Source organism: Enhydrobacter sp. (assembly GCA_025808875.1).
Lineage (GTDB): Bacteria > Pseudomonadota > Alphaproteobacteria > Reyranellales > Reyranellaceae > Reyranella.
The window spans coordinates 2810582-2828792 of record CP075528.1 but is presented as its reverse complement, the minus strand read 5'-3'; the positions used below and the strand labels follow the sequence as shown (position 1 = coordinate 2828792).

Below are 18211 nucleotides of genomic sequence, written 5' to 3'. Positions count from 1 at the left end.
GACTAAAATTCTTATGCCGAACCAATGAGTTGCGGCTATTTCTTACAGGATAGTGGAAAATTCCGTCCCGTGCAACGATTTCCCTGCCGCGCAGATGCCTCACTTGGTTCGGAAACTGCTTCCTCTGTTCTCGGGAGGGCGTCGATGAGGCTGGTGATGGCGCTTCTGCTGGCGACGGTGGCGATTGTGCCGGCGATGGCCCAGCGGCCGGACCGCAACGTCGATCAGCCCATCGTTCGCAGCTTCCATTGGTTCTCGTACGTCGCCGGCGACGACATTCGCGAGGCGTGCGTGCCCGGCGGACGCAATCGCGTGAGGCTCGTCTACAACGCGATCTGGGAGGAGCAAGTCCGCACCTACGAAATCTTTCTGCAACCTGACGGCGTTGCCGGTCTCAATATCGGCGTGCTCTCCGATCAGGGGCGGGCCAATTCCATCTCCATCGGCTCGCCTGGTGACGTCACGGCGCCGTGGCGAATGAAGCGAGGCCAGCGACTGCTGCTCGAGGCAGAGACCCGCGAACTCGTGGGGTTGCTCGACGCGAGTGCGGCGTTCGGCCCGCCACCGGACGGATTGCGACTGCCCGACAACGATTTCTGGTGGACCGTCGCTTCGTGCCGCAACGGCACGTGGGGCTTTCAAGCCTATCACCATCCGACCGACGGCTTTGTGAGGGTTCGCTTCGCGGAGAAACTTTTCGCATGGGACAACGTTCCCGTCCCGATCAATCGTCCGCGCAAGCTCGAACCCGCCGAGTTGCGGCGCGATCCCAACATGCGGCCGGGCCGCGAAACGGCCGACCGCTGGCAGTTGGTCGTGGGGAAGGATGGACTGCGGCCGAGGTAGCGGAACCGTTTGGGCTGCCTATATAATTCCCGGGTGACGGGGACAGGAGACGGTATCGGAACGGCGATGTCAGTGCAGAGCACCGCAAGCGATTGGCACGGCGACGGCAGTCGGCTGGGTGGCCCCAAGGAGCCGCCCGGCGGTCCGCCGCAGCAACCGCCGCGCCGCGACGATGGCGACAACGAGGATGGGCGCGCCGGTGCACTGACGCTGACCCGCACCCGCACCAAGAAGCCGTCGATGTACAAGGTGTTGATGCTGAACGACGACTACACTCCCATGGAGTTCGTGGTCGACGTGCTTCAGCACATCTTCCAGAAAAATCGGGAAGAGGCGACCAAGATCATGCTGCATGTCCACCAGAAGGGCGTCGGCGTGTGCGGTGTGTACACTTACGAGGTCGCCGAGACCAAGGTGACCCAGACGGTCGACTACGCGCGCAAGAATCAGCACCCGCTGCAATGCACGCTCGAGAAAGAGTAGAGTTCATCATCTAGTCGAGGTGTTCGATGTCCATGTTGTCCAAGAACCTCGAGAAATCCCTCCATCGGGCGTTCGCGCTGGCGGGCGAGCGTCGGCACGAATATGCGACGCTCGAGCACCTGCTGCTGGCGATGACCGAAGACGATGACGCGACACCCGTGCTCAAGGCGTGCGGCGTCGATGTCGACCGCCTGCGGCACGACCTCGAGACCTTCATCGACAACCGGCTCAAGGGCATCGTCACGCAGACTCCGAGCGAGCCGCTGCCGACGGCGGGCTTTCAGCGCGTTGTCCAGCGCGCCGCTGTCCATGTGCAATCGTCGGGCCGCAAGGAAGTGACCGGCGCCAACGTGCTGGTTGCGCTGTTTTCCGAGCGCGACAGCCATGCCGTGTCGTTCCTCGAGAACCAGGGAATGTCGCGGCTCGACGCCGTCGACTACATCAGTCACGGCAAGGCCAAGGTTCCCGGCCGGGCGCGCGCGCGCCGGGTCGCGGGGTCGGACGAGGAGAACGGTGGCGAGGCTGCTGCCAAGCAGGGCAACGAGGCGCTCGCGACGTACTGCGTCGATCTCAACCAGAAGGCGCGCGAAGGCCGTGTCGATCCGCTGATCGGCCGCGAGCACGAGGTCGAGCGCACCATCCAGGTACTGTGCCGGCGTACCAAGAACAACCCGCTCTATGTCGGCGAGCCCGGTGTCGGCAAGACCGCCATCGCCGAAGGGCTGGCGCGAAAGATCATCGAGGGCGAGGTGCCGGACGTGCTGAAGGAATCGGTGATCTACGCGCTCGACATGGGCGCGCTGCTCGCCGGCACGCGTTACCGCGGCGACTTCGAGGAGCGGCTCAAGGCGGTCCTCGCCGAGCTCAAGAAGAAGCCGAACTCGGTGCTCTTCATCGACGAGATCCACACCATCATCGGCGCCGGGGCCACGTCGGGCGGTTCGATGGACGCGTCGAACCTGCTCAAGCCCTCGCTCCAGTCGGGTGAGCTGCGGTGCATCGGCTCGACCACCTACAAGGAGTATCGCAACTACTTCGAGAAGGATCGCGCCCTGGTGCGGCGCTTCCAGAAGATCGACGTGCCGGAACCCTCGATCGCGGATGCCGTGCAGATCATGCAGGGCCTCAAGCCGGTCTACGAGAAGCACCATCACGTCACCTACACGGACGATGCCATCAAGGCCTCGGTCGAGCTGGCGGCGCGCTACATCCACGACCGCAAGCTTCCCGACAAGTCGATCGATGTCATCGACGAGGTCGGCGCGGCGCAGATGCTCCGCCCGGCGGACGCGCGCAAGACCATGATCGACGTTCCCGACATCGAGGAGATCGTCGCCAAGATCGCGCGCATCCCGCCCAAGAGCGTGTCGAAGGACGACACCGAGCTGCTGCGCAACATTGATCGCGATCTGAAGACCGTCGTGTTCGGCCAGGACAAGGCGATCGAACAGCTCGCCGCCGCCATCAAGCTCGCGCGCGCCGGCCTGCGCAATCCGGAGAAGCCCATCGGCAGCTACCTGCTGGCCGGCCCGACCGGCGTGGGCAAGACCGAGGTGACGCGCCAGCTCGCGCGTTTGCTCGGGCTCGAGCTCATTCGCTTCGACATGTCGGAATACATGGAGCGCCACAGCGTCAGCCGCCTGATCGGCGCGCCGCCGGGCTATGTCGGTTTCGACCAGGGCGGACTGCTCACCGACAAGGTGAACCAGCATCCGCATTGCGTGATCCTGCTCGACGAGATCGAGAAGGCGCATCCGGATGTGTTCAACATCCTCCTGCAGGTGATGGACTACGGCAAGCTGACCGACCACAACGGGCGCACGGTGGACTTTCGTAACGTCATCCTGTGCATGACGACCAACGCCGGGGCGGCCGACCTCGCCAGGCCCGCGGTCGGCTTCGGCCGCGAGGTGCGGATCGACGAGGACGACGACACCATCAATCGCCTGTTCGCGCCGGAGTTTCGCAATCGTCTCGACGCGATCATCAAGTTCGCCAATCTCGGTCCCGAGAGCATGGGCAAGGTGGTGGACAAGTTCGTCGCCGAGCTCGAAGTGCAGCTCGCCGATCGCAAGGTCTTCATCGAGCTGTCCGAGGGTGCACGCCGCTGGCTGGCGGAGAAGGGCTACGATCGCCTGTTCGGTGCCCGGCCGCTCGCGCGAATCATCCAGGAGCACGTGAAGAAGCCGCTGGCCGAGGAAGTGCTGTTCGGCAAGCTCTCGGGCGGCGGCACGGTGCGCGTCGACGCCGAGGGCGACGGCGATGGGCGCAAGCTCGTCTTCACCTTCCTGCCGCCCGAACGCGGGGCGCTGCCGCCGGCCAGCCAGGAACCGGTGCTGGTTGAGTGAAGGCGTTCCGTCCGCTCTGGGTTGCACTCCGGGCCGCGGTGCTTGCCACCGCGGTGTTCTGGGTGGCGCTGATGTTGATCGACAGGATCGGTTGGCAGGCCCCCCTCGGCATGACGGAGCCGCTGGTGTTCTTCGTCGTGTTCTTTCTTGGCATTTTGATGGTCGGTGCCGGCTGACGAAGAGAGTCAGATTCGCGTCCGGCGCCGGAATCGGGGGGTCGAATCGCCCTCCGATGCAGACGCCATCGGCATCGGACGGAATCCATCGACCCGATTAGGTCCTCAAGGGCGCGTCGAGGTAAAATGCGCCCATGAGCACCAAGACCACTTCCGGCCGCGAGGGCCGCGCGGGATTTCCCGTATCGACGTTCTGCTTCGCCAATCGCCCGCCGACCCGTCCTCCCGACCCGTGACCGGGGATTTGCGGTATTTCCGGTATTTCCGGCAGCGTTTTTCCGTATGTCTACATACAATTGCCCTACTGGCGGGCATTGGCCTCCCGGGGTGAGTGCCCGCGATGTCGGTTGTCCGGCGACACCCCGCCGGAGGTTTGCGAGGTTTCCGAGGTTTCCGAGATCGATTTCCGCGATTTCCGCGATTTCCGCGACGGGTCGAAGAGGCCGACCGGGGCGGCTACTCGTTCTCCTTCCGGAACGGTGTGTATTCCTTCAGGCCCTCGATCTCCTGCTCGACCGCGAGGCGTTCGCGCTCGAGGTAGTCGTCGACGGCGCGGCGGAAGCCGGGATCGACAATCCAGTGCGCCGAGTGGGTCGCCACCGGCAGGTAGCCACGCTGGATCTTGTGGTCGCCCTGGGCGCCCGCCTCGACACGCTGCAGCCCGTGGATGATCGCGTAGTCGATGGCCTGGTAGTAGCAGGCCTCGAAATGCAGAAAGGCGTGGCTTTCGAGGCAACCCCAATAGCGGCCGTAGAGCGTGTCGTCGCCCTTGAGGTTGAGCGCGCCGCCGACAGGCCGGCCGTCGGCCTCGGCCATCACCAGCACGATCTTGTCGGCCATGGTGGCGCCCAGGATGTCGAAGAAGGCGCGCGTCAGGTAGGGCGAGCCCCATTTGCGACCGCCGGTGTCCATGTAGAAGGCGAAGAAGGCGTCCCAATGCTCGGGCCGGATCTCGTCGCCGCTCAGCGGCCGCACGCGCAGGCCGTCGCGGCGCACCGCTTCGCGTTCCTTGCGAATCGCCTTGCGCTTGCGCGACGACAGGGCGGCGAGGAAGTCGTCGAAGGTGCGGTAGCCGTCGTTGTGCCAGTGGTACTGTTGCCCGAGCCGCAGCAGCCAGCCGCGCGCGCCGAACCGGCGCCAGTCGGCCTCGCTGCAGAAGGTGGCATGAACGGAGCTGATGCCGTTGTCGTTGGCGATGCCGGCCAGCATGTCGATCATGGCGTCGCGCACCGCGTCCTCGAGCGGGCCGGGCCGGGCGAACAGGCGCGGCCCCGGCACCGGAGTGAACGGGATGGCGAGCTGGAGCTTGGGATAGTAGCGGCCGCCGGCGCGTTCGAAGGCCTGGGCCCAGCCATGGTCGAAGATGTACTCGCCTTGGCTGTGGCTCTTCATGTAGAGCGGCGCGGCGCCGACGAGGGTGCCGTCCGCCGCCTCGGCCAGCAGATGCTGGGGCGCCCAGCCGGTACGGCGCCCGACCGACTTGGAATCCTCGAGCGCCTTCAGGAAACCGTGGCTCAGGAAGGGGTTGCCGGCGGCACCGGGGGCGAGGGCGCAGGCGTCCCACTGGATCGGGTCGACCGCGGCGAGCGAATCGACGACGCGCAGACCGATGGTCGGGAGGTCGTCTGGCATATTCCAAGCATAGCGCGAATCGTGCCGGGATGAGGGCAGGCTACTCGGCCGGCTTGTGCATGGCAGCCGCCTCGTCGGCGGACCGGCTGAAGTGGCGCTTCGCCCATTGGCCGGCCCGGTCGATATAGACCAGCACGACTGGCACCACGACCAGGGTGAGCAGGGTCGAGCTGATCAGGCCGCCGATCACGGCATGCGCCATCGGTGCGCGCTGGCTGGCCCCCTCGCCGAGGCCGAGAGCCAGCGGGATCATGCCGAAGATCATGGCGAGGGTGGTCATCAGGATGGGCCGCAGCCGGATCGAGCCGGCTTCCAACAGCGCCTCGTCGACCGCCATGCCGCGGGCGCGCGCCTGGTTGAAGAAATCGACCAGCAGGATGGCGTTCTTGGTCACGAGGCCCATCAGCATGATGAAGCCGATGGCGGAGAAGATGTTGAGCGTCGTGCCGGCGATCAGCAGGCCGAGGAAGACGCCGACCAGCGACATCGGCAGCGACATCATGATGGCGACCGGCTGCAGGAAGCTGCCGAACTGGGACGCCAGGATCAGGTAGATCAGGATGACGGCCAGCAGGAGGGCCTGGCCGGCATACGCGGCGCTTTCGTTCATGTCCTTGGTGGAGCCGCCGAACACGAACCGGTAGCCTGGCGGCAACGGGGTCGCCTCGAGCACCTTCTGCAGATCGCTGCTCACCTCGCCGGTCGAGCGGCCCGACGCGTTGGCGGTGATCTGAACCTCGCGGTTGAGGTCGCGGCGGTTGATCTGTGAGGCGCCGACGTCGCTCTCGATGTCGGCGATCTGGGCGATATGGACCATGCGCGGCAGTCCACTGGGCTCGGTGCCGGCGGTGAACCAGATGCGGTGCAGGTCGGAAACGCCCGACCGGTCGTCGAGCGGCAACCGCACCATGACGGTGTAGTTCTCGCCGTCCGGCGCGCGCCACAGGCTGGTTTCGTCGCCGGCGAACAGGGGGCGTAGCGACTGCGCCACCATCGCCGTGCCGAGGCCGAGGTCGGACGCCGCGTCGCGGCGCAGGCGTACCGACAGGATCGGCTTGGCGGCCTTCAGGTTGCGGTCGAGGTCGACCAGGCCGGGAATGGCCGCCGCGCGGGCCATCACGTCCTGCGAGATCGTGTCGAGGACGGTCATGTCGGGGCCCTGCAGCGAGAGCTGCAGCATCTTCTGGACGCCGCCGCCGGGGCCGCCCGGAATATTGATCGATACGAGGATGCCCGGAATGCGCGCCAGGCGCTCGCGGATCGGCTGGGCCAGGCGTTCAGGCGAGCGCGTGCGCTGGTCGAGCGGCTTCAGCTTGAGATAGAGGCTCGCCTGGTTCTTGCCGTTGGCGTAACCGGTGTTGACGGTGCCGTAGGTGTATTCGATCTCGGGGAACTCGCGCAGCGCCGCCTCGACCTGTCGCAGCTTGGCCTCGGTGTAGTCGAGCGACGAGCCGACCGGCGTCTCGATCGACACGACCTGCTCGCCGAGGTCGGCCTGGGGCACGAATTCGAAGCCGATGTACTTCGGCAAGGCGAACGAACCCAGGAAAATCGTCGCGGCGATCAGCAGCGTGCTCTTGGGCCGACGCAGCGACCAGCCGAGGATGACACGGTAGATGCCGGCGACGCGGTCCTGGACGGCGTTGACGATGCGCGCGAAGCGCCCCGTGCCGTGCGCCTGCGGATCGTACCATACCGACGACAGCATCGGGTCGAGGGTGAACGAGACGAACAGCGAGATCAGCACCGCCGCCGTCACCATGACGCCGAACTGGAAGAAGAAGCGGCCGATGATGCCGCCCATGAAGGCGACGGGCAGGAAAACCGCGACGATGCAGAATGTCGTGGCCAGCACGGCGAGCCCGATCTCGTTGGTGCCGTCGAGGGCGGCCTGCCGATGGCTCTTGCCGAAGCCGATGTGGCGCGTGATGTTCTCGCGCACCACGATCGCATCGTCGATCAGGATGCCGATCGCCAGGCTCAGCGCCATCAACGTCAGCACGTTCATGGTAAAGCCGAAGGCGGCCATCACCATGAAGGCGCCCATGACGGAGATCGGCAGGGCGAGGCCGGTTATCACCGTGCTGCGCCATGAATGCAGGAACAGGAAGACGATGGCGATAGTGAGCAGGCCGCCTTCGATCATCGTACGTTGCACGTTGTCGACCGAGCTCTGAATCCCGCGCGAGCTGTCGCGCACGATGTCGAGCTTCACGTCGGGCGGCAGCGTCTTCCGCAACTCGGCGACCGCCTGGCGCACGCCGCGTGCCACCTCGATCGTGTTGGCTCCCTGCGTCTTGACGACGTCGACGGCGAGCGCCGGCGCCCCATTGAGGATGGCGACGTTGTCGCGCTCCTGCTGGCCGTCGACGACGGTGGCGACCTGGCGGAGATAGACGGGTGCTGCGCCGCGGCGCGCGACGATCAGGTCGGCGAACTGGCCAGGCTCGACGACCCGGCCGGTGACTTCGACGATCCGGTCGTCGTTGCCGCGCTGAACGTTGCCGGCGGGGAAATTCTGGTTCTCCTCGCGAATCGCCTGCATGATGTCGTTGACGCCGACGCGCAGCGCCTGCATCCGCTCGGGATCGAGCTCGACGTTGATCTGGCGTTTGACGCCGCCGGCGATCGTCGCGCGGCCTACGTCGCGCACCGTCTGGAGGCGTTTGAGGATCACCTGGTCGGTGAGCGTCGTCAGCTCGCGCACGCCGCGGATGTCGGATCGCACCGCGATCGACACCACCGGCTGGTCGTCCGGATTGAAGCGCTGGATCAGGGGCTCCTTGACCTCGGGCCGGAAGCCGGCGCGGACCTGCTGGACCTTCTCGCGCACGTCCTGCGTGGCGACGGCGGAGGATACCGAGAGCTCGAACTCGGCGATGACGATCGAGCGGCCCTCGAAGGAGCGCGAGGTCAGCGCCTTGATCCCGGCGACGGCGTTGATCGCCTCCTCGATCTTGCGGCTGATCTCGGTCTCGACCGTCTCCGGCGAGGCCCCCGGATAGTCGGTGGTCACCACGACCACTGGGAAGTCGACATTGGGGAACTGGTCGATGCCGAGCTGGCGATAGGAGAACAGGCCCATCACCAGCAGCGCCACCATCATCATGGTGGCGAAGACCGGATTGTCGACCGCTACTCGGGTCAGCCACATGGCGCCGCCTAGCGCGTCTCGACGATCTTGACCGGCTGGCCCGCCTGCAGGCCGGGGAGCGGCGCGGAAACCACGCGCATACCTGCCTCCAGACCCTTGACCTCGACCAGCTCGCCGCGCGACCAGGTGCGGACCGCGCCGACTGGCTTGCGCACCAGCATGCCGTTCTCGGCGGCGAGAACGAAATCCCCTTCGGCGTCCTTGCGCATGGCGGAGGCCGGGACGGCCAGCGCGTGGCCCTTCTCCTTGACGTTGATGGTGCCCATGCCGAACAGGCCGCCGCGCAGCCCGTCGTGCCGTTCGAGGATCTCGACGAAGACCAGGATCGATCGCGAGCCCGGTTGCGCCGTCGGGCTGATGCGCGTGACGCGGCCGGGGAAGACGTGTTCGCCGAAGCCCTCGAGCGTGACCGAGGCATGCTGGCCCACGCTCATGCGGACCACATCGGCGGCCGGCATCTGGGCGGCGACCTCGACGCGGCTGGTGTCGAGCAGGGCGAGGATCTTGCCGTCGATCGGGAGTGATTCGCCCTGGTTGGCGAGCCGCTCTCCGATCACCCCGCCGAACGGTGCCCGCACTTCGGCGTCCGCCAGGTTTTTCTCGGCGACGTCGAGTTGGGCCTCAGCCACCGCGACCATCGAGGCCTTTTGCTCGGCCGCGGCGCGGGACTGGTCCATCGCCGCCTGGCTCACGATGTTACGGGCCGCGAGCGCCTCCTTGTCGGAGCGGTCGCGGGCAGCCCAGCGCAGCTCCGCGCGGGCGGCCTCGACGGCCGAGCGCCTCTCGTTGACCCGCGCCTGGAGCTCCGTCGTCTCGAAGCGGGCAAGCAGCTCGCCTTTGCCGACCTTGTCGCCCTCACGCACGAGGACCTCGGCGAGGCGGCCGGCGACCCTGCTCTTGACCACGGTCTGGTCGACCGGCTGTGTCGCGCCGGTGAAGCGCACCGTATCCACGAGGCCGCGCGGCTTGATCGTATGCAGCTCCGCGGGGATCAGCTCGATCGTGCGCTGGCCCGCCGTTACCGCCGCTCCAGGCCTGTGTTCCGAGGCGGCGGACTTGCCGTTTTGCCAGACGAAGGCGCCGCCCGTTACGACAATGGCCGCCGCGAGGGCGGCAATCACGAGCTTGCTTCGCTTCCTCATGACCGCAACCCCGCGAGGATCAGGTCGAGATAGGCGGCGTAGAAGGCATCGTTCGAGGGGGCTTGGGTGTCGTAAGGGGCAAGCGAGCGCAGCCACACCGAGTGCATCGCCAAGGGCTGGGCGACGACGACCGCGGCGGCGTCGATGTCGTCGATCGGACGGAACTCGCCCCGGTCGACGCCGCGGCGCAGCACGGTCGCGAACAACTCGCGCCCCCGAAGATCGAACTCGGAGCAATAGAAGTGGGCCACATCGGGGAAGTTGCCGGCCTCGGCGAGGATGAGCTTCACGACACCACCGGCCGGACTCTCCGAGAAGTCCCGGAAGCGTGCGACCAACGCGCGCAACAATTCCTCGCTGGTGCCGTCGAACCGGTCGATGAATTCCCTGGCCCGGGAGATGGGCGCGGCGATTGCCTCGTTGATCACCGCCTTGAAGAGGTCCTCCTTGCTCCTGAAGTAGAGATAGGGGAGGCCCTTGCTGACGCCGGCGGCCTTGGCGACATCTTCCAGCTTGGTCGCGGCGAAGCCACGGGTGACGAAAAGTTCCAGTGCGGCGCGGGCAATGTCCGAACTGCGATCCTCCGATCGGCGCCCTCGGGTGTCGACCGTAGCGATGGAATTGACTGACTGGTCAGTATCCATTTTCGCTGTGTAGGGGCGAAATCAGGCTGGATCAAGGCCCTCCAAAAAGAATGTCCGGCGCGCCGAAGCTGCCGGACATCGAATTCAGTCTCGCCTTTCCGCCTCCACGGAGTGGGGCGTTGCTTTGGCTTAAATGCACAAATTCAAGGTGGCTTCCGGTGGGGGCCCGAGTGACTGAGCACAGGGGCTCCCACACGGAAGCCGAAAGGCGTTGGTTAGAGGGGCCAAAGTCTTGCTTTGGCCTACGCCCTTTCCTTCTTACTGCTTCTTCTTCTTAGCAGCCTTCTTCTTCGCAGCCTTCTTCTTAGCAGCCATGACTGTCTCCTATGGTTAGCTGTGAGGTCCCCAACCGCGAGGGCCCCGGGGTACGCGGGTACGCGAACGCCACGATGGTCAACTGCAACCGGTGGTTCCGCCACAGGTCGTGCACTTGAGGCACGTTCCGTTGCGGACCATGGTGAAGTTGCCGCATTCCGGACAGGCATCACCTTCGAAGCCTTGCAGCCTCGCTGTGCTTGCCGATCCGGTCGCGACGCCGACGACGGCCGCCTGGGCGATGTGCGCCGAAGCGACGGCTGGGCCGTCCGTCAGTCCTGTGGGCGGGGGGCCGGCCGCGAACGCCTCCTCGGCGATCGCCACATTGCCGGCCATCCGGCCGTTCAACACGTAAAGATTGGTGCGCATATAGCCCGCGCTGGCGATGCGGCTCACGGCGGCCGCAGCCTGCTGTGCTGCTTGACTGCCGGCCGCGGGAAGTTCGCCCTCCACCTCGCCCCGACCGACGCTGTCCGACCTAAGGTCGGATTGTTCGACATGGGCGAGATCGTTGCGTCCGAGATATGAGATCGCGAGCTCGCGGAATATGTAGTCGAGTACAGACGTCGACATCTTGATTGCATCGTTGCCTTCGACCAGACCGCTGGGATCGAACCGGGTGAAGGTGTAGGCCTCGACGAATTCCTCCAGGGGCACGCCGTACTGCAAACCAATCGATATCGCGATGGCGAAATTGTTCATGAGACTGCGGAAGGCTGCGCCCTCTTTGTGCATGTCGACGAAGATCTCGCCGACACGGCCGTCCTCGTACTCACCCGTTCTCAGGTAGACTTTGTGGCCGCCGACAACGGCCTTCTGAGTGTATCCCTTGCGGCGCTGTGGCAGGCGCTCGCGCCCCTGCCGAATCTGCCGTTCGACGATGCGCTCGACGATTCGTTCGGCGACGACTGGTGCTCGTGCGATCGGCGAGAGCTCTGCCAAGTCGTCATTGGCTGGCAGGTCGTCTCCGATTGTCATCGCCGACAACGGTTGGGAAAGCTTCGAGCCGTCGCGATAGAGCGCATTGGCCTTGAGGCCTAGCCTCCACGACATCTCGTAAGCCTTGCGGCAGTCCTCGACCGTTGCAGCGTTGGGCATGTTGATGGTCTTGGAAATCGCCCCCGATATGAACGGCTGTGCTGCAGCCATCATGCGGATATGGCTTTCTACAGACAAGAAGCGCTTGCCATCTCGTCCACAGGGATTCGCGCAATCGAACACGGCGAGATGTTCGCTCTTCACTCCGGGGGCGGCCTCGAGCGACATCGTTCCGCAGACATGGAGGTTGGCGGCATTGATGTCATCGCGAGAGAAGCCGAGGTAGGCGAGCACGTCGAGGCCGGGAGCGGCGAGCGTCCTGTCGTCGATGCCTAGTACGTCCCTGCAGAAGGCATCGCCCAAGGTATAGCGCGAGAAGGCGACGCGGATGTCGAAGGCGCTTCCCAATGTTCCTTCGATCCGTGCGAGTGTCTCGGCGTCGAAGCCCCGGGCCGCAAGAGTTTGATGATTTATGGCGGGAGCGCCATCGAGCGTTGCATGACCGACGGCGTGAGCGACGATGCGCCGAACATCGGCGTCGTCGTAACCAAGCTTCTTCAATGCCAGCGGCACTGTCCGGTTGATGATTTTGAAGTAACCGCCGCCGGCGAGCTTCTTGAACTTCACCAAGGCAAAGTCGGGCTCTACGCCGGTGGTGTCGCAATCCATGATCAGACCGATCGTCCCGGTCGGGGCGATCACGGAAACCTGGGCGTTGCGGTATCCATGTTGCTCGCCGAGAGCCAACGCACGGTCCCAAGCCCGTTTCGCGGCGGCGCCCAGCTCCGCGTCCAGGCAATTGGCATGATCCAGGGCAACCGGTGGCGTCGACAGGTTCTCGTATCCGGAATTGTCGCCGTGCGCGGCGCGACGATGATTCCGAATGACCCGCAGCATCGCGGCGCGGTTCGCGGGGAAACCGGCGAACGGGCCCATGAGCCAGGCCATTTCCGCCGACGTGGCGTAGGCCGTGCCGGTCATGACCGCTGCAATCGCTCCGGCGATGGCCCGACCATGCGCCGAATCATAGCTGAGACCAGAGGCCATCAGGAGGGCGCCGAGATTGGCGTAGCCCAATCCCAGGGTGCGGTACCGATACGACAACTCGGCGATAGTGCGCGACGGGTACTGCGCCATCATGACCGAAATCTCGAGCACAACCGTCCAAAGGCGTGCGGCGTGTTCGAAGCGATCAACGTCGAACGATCCGTCGGCACGGCGGAAACGCATCAAGTTGAGCGAAGCCAGATTGCACGCAGTATCGTCGAGGAACATGTACTCCGAGCACGGGTTCGAACCGTTGATCCGGCCGGATGCTGGACAGGTGTGCCAATCGTTTATTGTGGTATCGAACTGAACGCCCGGATCCGCGGAATGCCAGGCCGCTTCCGCGATTCGATCCCACAAAACGCGCGCGCTCACGATGCTGGAGACCTTGCCGGTCGTCCGCTCGGTGAGCGCCCAGTCACGATCGGCTTCGACAGCACGTAGAAACGCATCGGTCACGCGCACCGAATTGTTGGCGTTCTGACCGGCCACGGTGGCGTAGGCCTCTGACTCCCAATCGGCGTCGAACGTCGGAAACTCTATGCCTCGGTAGCCCTGACGGGCGAACTGGACGACCCGCTGGATATAATTCTCGGGCACCTCGGCGCGTCGTGCCGCGACGATCTCGTGACGCAGGCGCGGATTGCGCTTGGGGTCGAAAGCAGCCTCGCCCACATCGTCGACGCAGGCCTGCATCACCGCGTTGAGATGGCGGTTGGCGAGCCGCGAGCCCGCCACCAATGCCGCCACCTTCTGCTCCTCGAGCATCTTCCAGGAGATGAATTCCTCGATGTCGGGATGGTCGATGTCGACGCTGACCATCTTGGCCGCCCGCCGAGTCGTACCCCCTGACTTGATGGCGCCCGCCGCGCGGTCGCCGATCTTGAGAAATGACATGAGACCGGACGATTTGCCGCCGCCCGACAACTTCTCTCCGGAGCCGCGCAACCGGGAGAAGTTGGAGCCGGTCCCAGAGCCGTACTTGAACAGTCGCGCCTCGCGGATCCAGAGATCCATGATGCCGCCTTCGTTGACCAGATCGTCGGAGACACTCTGGATGAAGCAGGCGTGCGGCTGCGGCCGCTCGTAGGCGGAGTCGGAAGGTAGGGCGCCGCCGTCACGGTGATCGACGAACCAATGACCCTGGCCCGGGCCGTCGACGCCGTAGGCCCAATGCAGACCCGTATTGAACCATTGGGGGGAGTTCGGCGCGCAGATTTGCGCCGCCAGCATGTAGCAGTGCTCGTCGTAGAACGTCCGGGCATCGGCTTCGCTGTCGAAATAGCCGCCTTTCCAACCCCAATAGGTCCAGGCACCGACCATTCGATGAAAAACCTGCCGAGCGCTGGTCTCGCCGCCAAAGCGCTGGTCGACCGGCAGCGGTGCCAATGCCTCTTCGTCCGGGACCGAGCGCCAGAGCCACTCGGGAACGTCGCTCTCGGCAACCTTCTTCAAGCGCTGCGCAACGCCGGCACGGCGGAAGTACTTCTGTGCCAGCACATCGGTGGCGACTTGCGACCAACCGGTCGGGACGTCCACGCCGACTTGATGGAAGATGACCTTGCCGTCGTGCGCGCGAATTTCGGAAGCGGCAGCACGAAAAGCCATCCGTGCGAATGGCGATTCTCCTTCGTGAGTATACCGACGCTCAAAACGCATCGACGATCCCCCGTGCCCGTTTCCGTCTTCGTTCTCTTGCGGAGCGCGCTCGGCGCAACTGGAGGCGCGCAAATATGGGCACGTGGCGATAGTAAATTACAAAATCTTGTGTGCGCAACTACATTTTGTAGACCGGCGTGTTGATCGTACTACATGATGCAAGGACGCAACACGGTACCTTGGTGCCGATTCGCGTGATGGCGAACGATCGATATTGGCGTCCCTCATGCGCCGCGTTGCGACTCACACGGTGCCCGCGTAGAAGCGGCACATACAGAAGGTTAAGCGTGGACGGTTCATGACTTTCGGTACCTGGCTCTTTACCAAGTTGCACGGCGAACTCGTTGGCGCCGATGCTGCCGGCAATCGCTACTTCCAGCACAAGCGCGATGTCGAGGGGCGTCGTCGGAAGCGTTGGGTGATCTACAACGGCGAGGTGGAAGCCAGTCGCGTCCCACCGGAATGGCATGGTTGGTTGCACCATACTGTCGAGGCACCGCCTACACAGGCATCCGTTTCGCGTCAGGCCTGGCAGAAGGACCACGTCCCCAATCTGAGTGGTACCGCGCTTGCCTATCGGCCGTTGGGCCATACGCTATCGACCAGCGGAGACAAGCCCAAGCCGCGCTACGAGGCTTGGCATCCGAGCTGAGTTGCCGGACGGGAGGGAAGCACGTGGGCCGCAATATCGTCGAAACGATCGTCGGAGCGTTGGTACTGGTCGTTGCGGCGGTTTTTGTGTTCTATGCCTTTTCGAAATCGGACCGCACAGGGCCGGATGGCTATGAGGTTGTCGCTCGGTTCGATCGCATCGATGGTCTCAAGCGAGGGGCCGATGTTACGCTGAGCGGCGTCAAGGTTGGCACCGTGACCGGCTTCGATTTGGACCCGCAATCGTACCAGGCAGTGGTCCGGATAGCGGTGGCCTCCGGCGTCAAGCTGCCGACCGACACCAACGCCAAGGTCGTGAGCGAATCGTTGCTTGGCGGCATGGTCGTCGTGCTGGAGCCTGGCGCCGACAAGAACGCCTTGCGTTCTGGCGACGAGATCCAAAATACGCAAGGAGCGATCCCGCTTTCGGAACTGATCGCCAAGTTCATGTTCGGCGGCACAGGACAGAAGTAGTGGATACGCGTGCTCCCAAGACGGCCACTGTGTGGCGTCAGGCAGACGGCAAGCCGGTGTCGTGCCTCGAAAAGATCAAAGTCCTTAATCAGAATATCGGGGAGATCGAAACCCTCTGCGCCGACGCGCTGGAGGACGGGGTTCTGATGGGATGCGATGCCGACCAAATCAAGCAAGCGTTGCACGAGTTGATCGACGGCTTGGTGCCTCCGCATCAAGGAAAGAAGTGAAGACTGCCGCTGTCGCGGCTGCGTTCGTCTTGGCGATGGTCGCGGCCATTGAAGTCGACGCTCAAACGAGCGCCGTCAGCCTTCAGGCCATACCCGCGGGACCTGGCAAGGCGATGGCCGAATTGCAGGGGCTCGACAAGGTCACGGCGCGAACTCAGCGCTTCTACGCGCCAGTCGGGGAGGCTACTCGCTTTGGTACCCTCGAGATCACTGTCGGCGATTGTCTGGTGAACGCACCGGATGCACCGCCCGAAGCAGTGGCTTATCTCACCATCCTCGACCACAAACCCGGCCAGGCTGCAGAAAAGTTGTTTGCCGGCTGGATGTTCGCGTCTACGCCATCGCTGTCGGCACTCGACCACGGTGTCTACGATGTCCGTGTGCTCGCGTGCACGATGGCACAGGGATCCTCCCCGCCGAGCTCTCGTTGAAACGAAGCTGTCCGATCGACTGCGTCAGCCAGCAAGGCGCGGAAACGGTCGCGGGTAACCTCGATTGCACCGAAACTACGCAAGTGTTCAGTCATGAACTGGCAGTCGAGAAGGCGGAATCCGCCCCTGATCAGCCGGGCGACAAGGTGAACCATCGCGACTTTGGAGGCATCGCGTTCGCGGCTGAACATGCTTTCACCGAAGAAGGCCGCCCCGACCGTGACGCCATAGAGTCCTCCAACCAGCCGGCCATCGCGGCGGCATTCAATGCTGTGACCATGGCCGCGGGAATGAAGCTCGGCATAGAGATCGAGAATGGGCTCATTGATCCAGCTCTCGGGGTGACCTGGGCGCGGCTCGGCACAGGCCCGCATGACTTCGAGGAAAGCCGTGTCCACGGCAACCTCGAAGGCACCGTTGCGTATGGTGCGGGCGAGGCGGCGCGGCAAGTGGAAGCCGTCGAGCGGCAGGATGGCCCGCAGCCGCGGATCGAGCCAATAGAGCTTGGGATCTTCGCGGCGTTCCCCCATTGGGAAGACGCCGATGCGGTAGGCCTGCAGCAGCAGCTCGGGCGTGATTTCCAGCATACGCCTAGGTCTTGAGGCCGACCAGTTTCTCCAGCCAGTGAATATCGTATTCGCCGTCGATGAAGGCCTGCTGGCGAATGATGCGCTGGTGCAACGGTATGGTCGTGTCGATGCCGCCGATCACGAATTCTTCCAGCGAGCGGCGCAGGCGCATCAGGCACTCGTTGCGGGTCGTGCCGCTGACGATCAGCTTGGCCACCATCGAATCGTAGTAGGGGGGCATGACGTACCCGGTGTAGAGCCCCGAATCGACACGTACGCCCAGCCCTCCGGGCGGGTGGTAGTCGACAACGCGACCGGGGCAGGGGACGAATGTCTCGGGATGCTCGGCGTTCACGCGGCATTCGATCGCATGGCCTTGGATCACGACGTCCCTCTGCGTGAGATGCAGCGGCCCGTCGGCGGCGATGCGGATCTGTTCTCGGACAAGGTCGATGCCCGTTACCGCCTCGGTGATCGGATGCTCGACCTGCAGCCGAGTGTTCATCTCGATGAAGTAGAATTCGCCGTCCTGGTACAGGAACTCCATCGTGCCGGCACCCCGATACCCGAGCTTGCGAACAGCTGCCGCGGCGAGTTCGCCGATGCGGCTGCGCTGCTCGGGATTCAGGGCGGGAGAGGGAGCCTCCTCCAGTATTTTCTGATGCCGACGCTGCAGCGAGCAATCGCGCTCACCGAGATGGATACCGCCTCCTTTGCCGTCGCCAAGAACCTGAACTTCGATATGGCGTGGCCGTCCAAGATACTTCTCGACGTAGACCGCATCATTGCCGAACGCCGCCTTCGCTTCGGCTCGGGCCAGCGCGTAGGCTTCCGCCGCAGCATCGGCATCGTGCACCACCTTCATGCCGCGTCCGCCGCCGCCTGCCACGGCCTTGACCAGGACAGGCCATCCGATCTTCTCGCCCAGTTCCACAACCTCGTCGAGCGAGTCCACCGGCCCAAGCGAGCCCGGCACCAATGGCAAACCCAATTCCTTTGCTGTCTGCTTGGCGACGATCTTGTCGCCCATCATCCGGATGTGGTCTGGAGTTGGGCCGATGAATGTAAATCCGTGTGCTTCGACGGCCTCGGCGAAGCGGGCATTCTCCGACAGAAAGCCGTAACCCGGGTGAACGGCATCGGCACCCGCTATGGTCGCTGCAGAAAGAATCGCCGGCACATTCAGGTAGCTGTCACGGGCGGGCGGCGGCCCTATGCATACCGACTCATCTGCAAGCCGTACGTGCATGGCATCGCTGTCTGCGGTTGAATGGACCGCGACCGTCTGGATGCCCATCTCCCGGCACGCTCTGTGGATGCGAAGAGCGATCTCTCCGCGGTTTGCGATCAATACCTTCTCGAACATCTTGTC

At 64.4% G+C, this 18211-nt stretch carries 15 protein-coding genes; 8 read left to right on the top strand and 7 right to left on the bottom strand.

Annotated elements, in window-relative coordinates; all coding sequences use genetic code 11:
• Positions 1-24 precede the first annotated feature (24 nt).
• From KIT25_14035 to KIT25_14020, 4 genes are all read left to right on the top strand, one after another.
• Entirely contained in the window at positions 25-846 is an 822-nt protein-coding gene (locus KIT25_14035; GenBank protein ID UYN93185.1) for a hypothetical protein, read from the top strand.
• Positions 847-912: 66 nt separating this feature from the next.
• Positions 913-1329 carry an ATP-dependent Clp protease adapter ClpS gene (gene clpS / locus KIT25_14030; GenBank protein UYN93184.1) on the top strand — a complete coding sequence of 139 codons (417 nt, stop codon included), beginning with the start codon at positions 913-915 and terminating at the stop codon, positions 1327-1329.
• Between the two features lie 32 nt (positions 1330-1361).
• Positions 1362-3677: an ATP-dependent Clp protease ATP-binding subunit ClpA gene (gene clpA / locus KIT25_14025; GenBank protein UYN97936.1), complete on the top strand. Its 2316-nt coding sequence runs from the start codon at positions 1362-1364 to the stop codon at positions 3675-3677.
• Positions 3674-3853: a hypothetical protein gene (locus KIT25_14020; protein UYN93183.1), complete on the top strand. Its 180-nt coding sequence runs from the start codon at positions 3674-3676 to the stop codon at positions 3851-3853. The genes clpA and KIT25_14020 overlap by 4 nt, the downstream gene beginning before the upstream one ends.
• Before the next feature lie 456 nt (positions 3854-4309).
• Here KIT25_14020 and KIT25_14015 read toward each other — a convergent pair whose 3' ends face one another.
• The 5 genes from KIT25_14015 to KIT25_13995 form a co-directional block, all read right to left on the bottom strand.
• On the bottom strand, positions 4310-5485 hold the full coding sequence (locus KIT25_14015; GenBank protein ID UYN93182.1) for an N-acetyltransferase: 1176 nt from the start codon (positions 5483-5485) through the stop codon (positions 4310-4312).
• Positions 5486-5525: 40 nt separating this feature from the next.
• The gene (locus tag KIT25_14010) at positions 5526-8639 is read right to left on the bottom strand and encodes an efflux RND transporter permease subunit (protein ID UYN93181.1); all 3114 of its coding nucleotides are present in this window, start codon (positions 8637-8639) and stop codon (positions 5526-5528) included.
• An 8-nt stretch (positions 8640-8647) separates the two neighbouring features.
• Positions 8648-9781: an efflux RND transporter periplasmic adaptor subunit gene (locus KIT25_14005; GenBank protein UYN93180.1), complete on the bottom strand. Its 1134-nt coding sequence runs from the start codon at positions 9779-9781 to the stop codon at positions 8648-8650.
• Positions 9778-10425, bottom strand: coding sequence for a TetR/AcrR family transcriptional regulator (locus KIT25_14000; protein ID UYN93179.1), 648 nt, complete (start codon positions 10423-10425; stop codon positions 9778-9780). Before KIT25_14000 ends, KIT25_14005 begins: the two co-directional genes overlap by 4 nt.
• A gap of 393 nt (positions 10426-10818) precedes the next feature.
• A complete protein-coding gene (locus tag KIT25_13995; protein UYN93178.1) occupies positions 10819-14484 on the bottom strand; it encodes a vitamin B12-dependent ribonucleotide reductase in 3666 nt (1221 codons plus the stop codon).
• A 298-nt stretch (positions 14485-14782) separates the two neighbouring features.
• Here KIT25_13995 and KIT25_13990 point away from each other — a divergent pair, with 298 nt between their 5' ends.
• From KIT25_13990 to KIT25_13975, 4 genes are read left to right on the top strand one after another with little or no spacing between them, the layout of a single operon-like run.
• Positions 14783-15136, top strand: a complete 354-nt coding sequence (locus tag KIT25_13990) for an NADH:ubiquinone oxidoreductase subunit NDUFA12 (protein ID UYN93177.1) — start codon at positions 14783-14785, stop codon at positions 15134-15136.
• A gap of 23 nt (positions 15137-15159) precedes the next feature.
• Positions 15160-15609 carry an outer membrane lipid asymmetry maintenance protein MlaD gene (mlaD, locus tag KIT25_13985; GenBank protein UYN93176.1) on the top strand — a complete coding sequence of 150 codons (450 nt, stop codon included), beginning with the start codon at positions 15160-15162 and terminating at the stop codon, positions 15607-15609.
• Positions 15609-15839, top strand: coding sequence for a hypothetical protein (locus tag KIT25_13980; GenBank protein UYN93175.1), 231 nt, complete (start codon positions 15609-15611; stop codon positions 15837-15839). Before mlaD ends, KIT25_13980 begins: the two co-directional genes overlap by 1 nt.
• A 35-nt stretch (positions 15840-15874) precedes the next feature.
• Positions 15875-16270, top strand: a complete 396-nt coding sequence (locus KIT25_13975) for a DUF2155 domain-containing protein (GenBank protein UYN97935.1) — start codon at positions 15875-15877, stop codon at positions 16268-16270.
• Here KIT25_13975 and aat read toward each other — a convergent pair.
• Positions 16207-16857, bottom strand: a complete 651-nt coding sequence (aat, locus tag KIT25_13970; protein UYN93174.1) for a leucyl/phenylalanyl-tRNA--protein transferase — start codon at positions 16855-16857, stop codon at positions 16207-16209. The two genes, KIT25_13975 and aat, sit on opposite strands and share 64 nt — an antisense overlap.
• Positions 16858-16861: 4 nt before the next feature.
• Positions 16862-18205 carry an acetyl-CoA carboxylase biotin carboxylase subunit gene (gene accC, locus KIT25_13965; protein UYN93173.1) on the bottom strand — a complete coding sequence of 448 codons (1344 nt, stop codon included), beginning with the start codon at positions 18203-18205 and terminating at the stop codon, positions 16862-16864.
• Positions 18206-18211: the final 6 nt, after the last annotated feature.

Bases quoted from the DNA above. Each gene is read 5' to 3' on its own strand.
- KIT25_14035 (UYN93185.1), top strand. From the start codon at position 25: ATGAGTTGCGGCTATTTCTTACAGGATAGTGGAAAATTCCGTCCCGTG.
- clpS (UYN93184.1), top strand. From the start codon at position 913: ATGTCAGTGCAGAGCACCGCAAGCGATTGGCACGGCGACGGCAGTCGG.
- clpA (UYN97936.1), top strand. From the start codon at position 1,362: ATGTTGTCCAAGAACCTCGAGAAATCCCTCCATCGGGCGTTCGCGCTG.
- KIT25_14015 (UYN93182.1), bottom strand. From the start codon at position 5,485: ATGCCAGACGACCTCCCGACCATCGGTCTGCGCGTCGTCGATTCGCTC.
- KIT25_14010 (UYN93181.1), bottom strand. From the start codon at position 8,639: ATGTGGCTGACCCGAGTAGCGGTCGACAATCCGGTCTTCGCCACCATG.
- KIT25_14005 (UYN93180.1), bottom strand. From the start codon at position 9,781: ATGAGGAAGCGAAGCAAGCTCGTGATTGCCGCCCTCGCGGCGGCCATT.
- KIT25_14000 (UYN93179.1), bottom strand. From the start codon at position 10,425: ATGGATACTGACCAGTCAGTCAATTCCATCGCTACGGTCGACACCCGA.
- KIT25_13995 (UYN93178.1), bottom strand. From the start codon at position 14,484: ATGCGTTTTGAGCGTCGGTATACTCACGAAGGAGAATCGCCATTCGCA.
- KIT25_13990 (UYN93177.1), top strand. From the start codon at position 14,783: ATGACTTTCGGTACCTGGCTCTTTACCAAGTTGCACGGCGAACTCGTT.
- KIT25_13975 (UYN97935.1), top strand. From the start codon at position 15,875: ATGGTCGCGGCCATTGAAGTCGACGCTCAAACGAGCGCCGTCAGCCTT.
- aat (UYN93174.1), bottom strand. From the start codon at position 16,857: ATGCTGGAAATCACGCCCGAGCTGCTGCTGCAGGCCTACCGCATCGGC.
- accC (UYN93173.1), bottom strand. From the start codon at position 18,205: ATGTTCGAGAAGGTATTGATCGCAAACCGCGGAGAGATCGCTCTTCGC.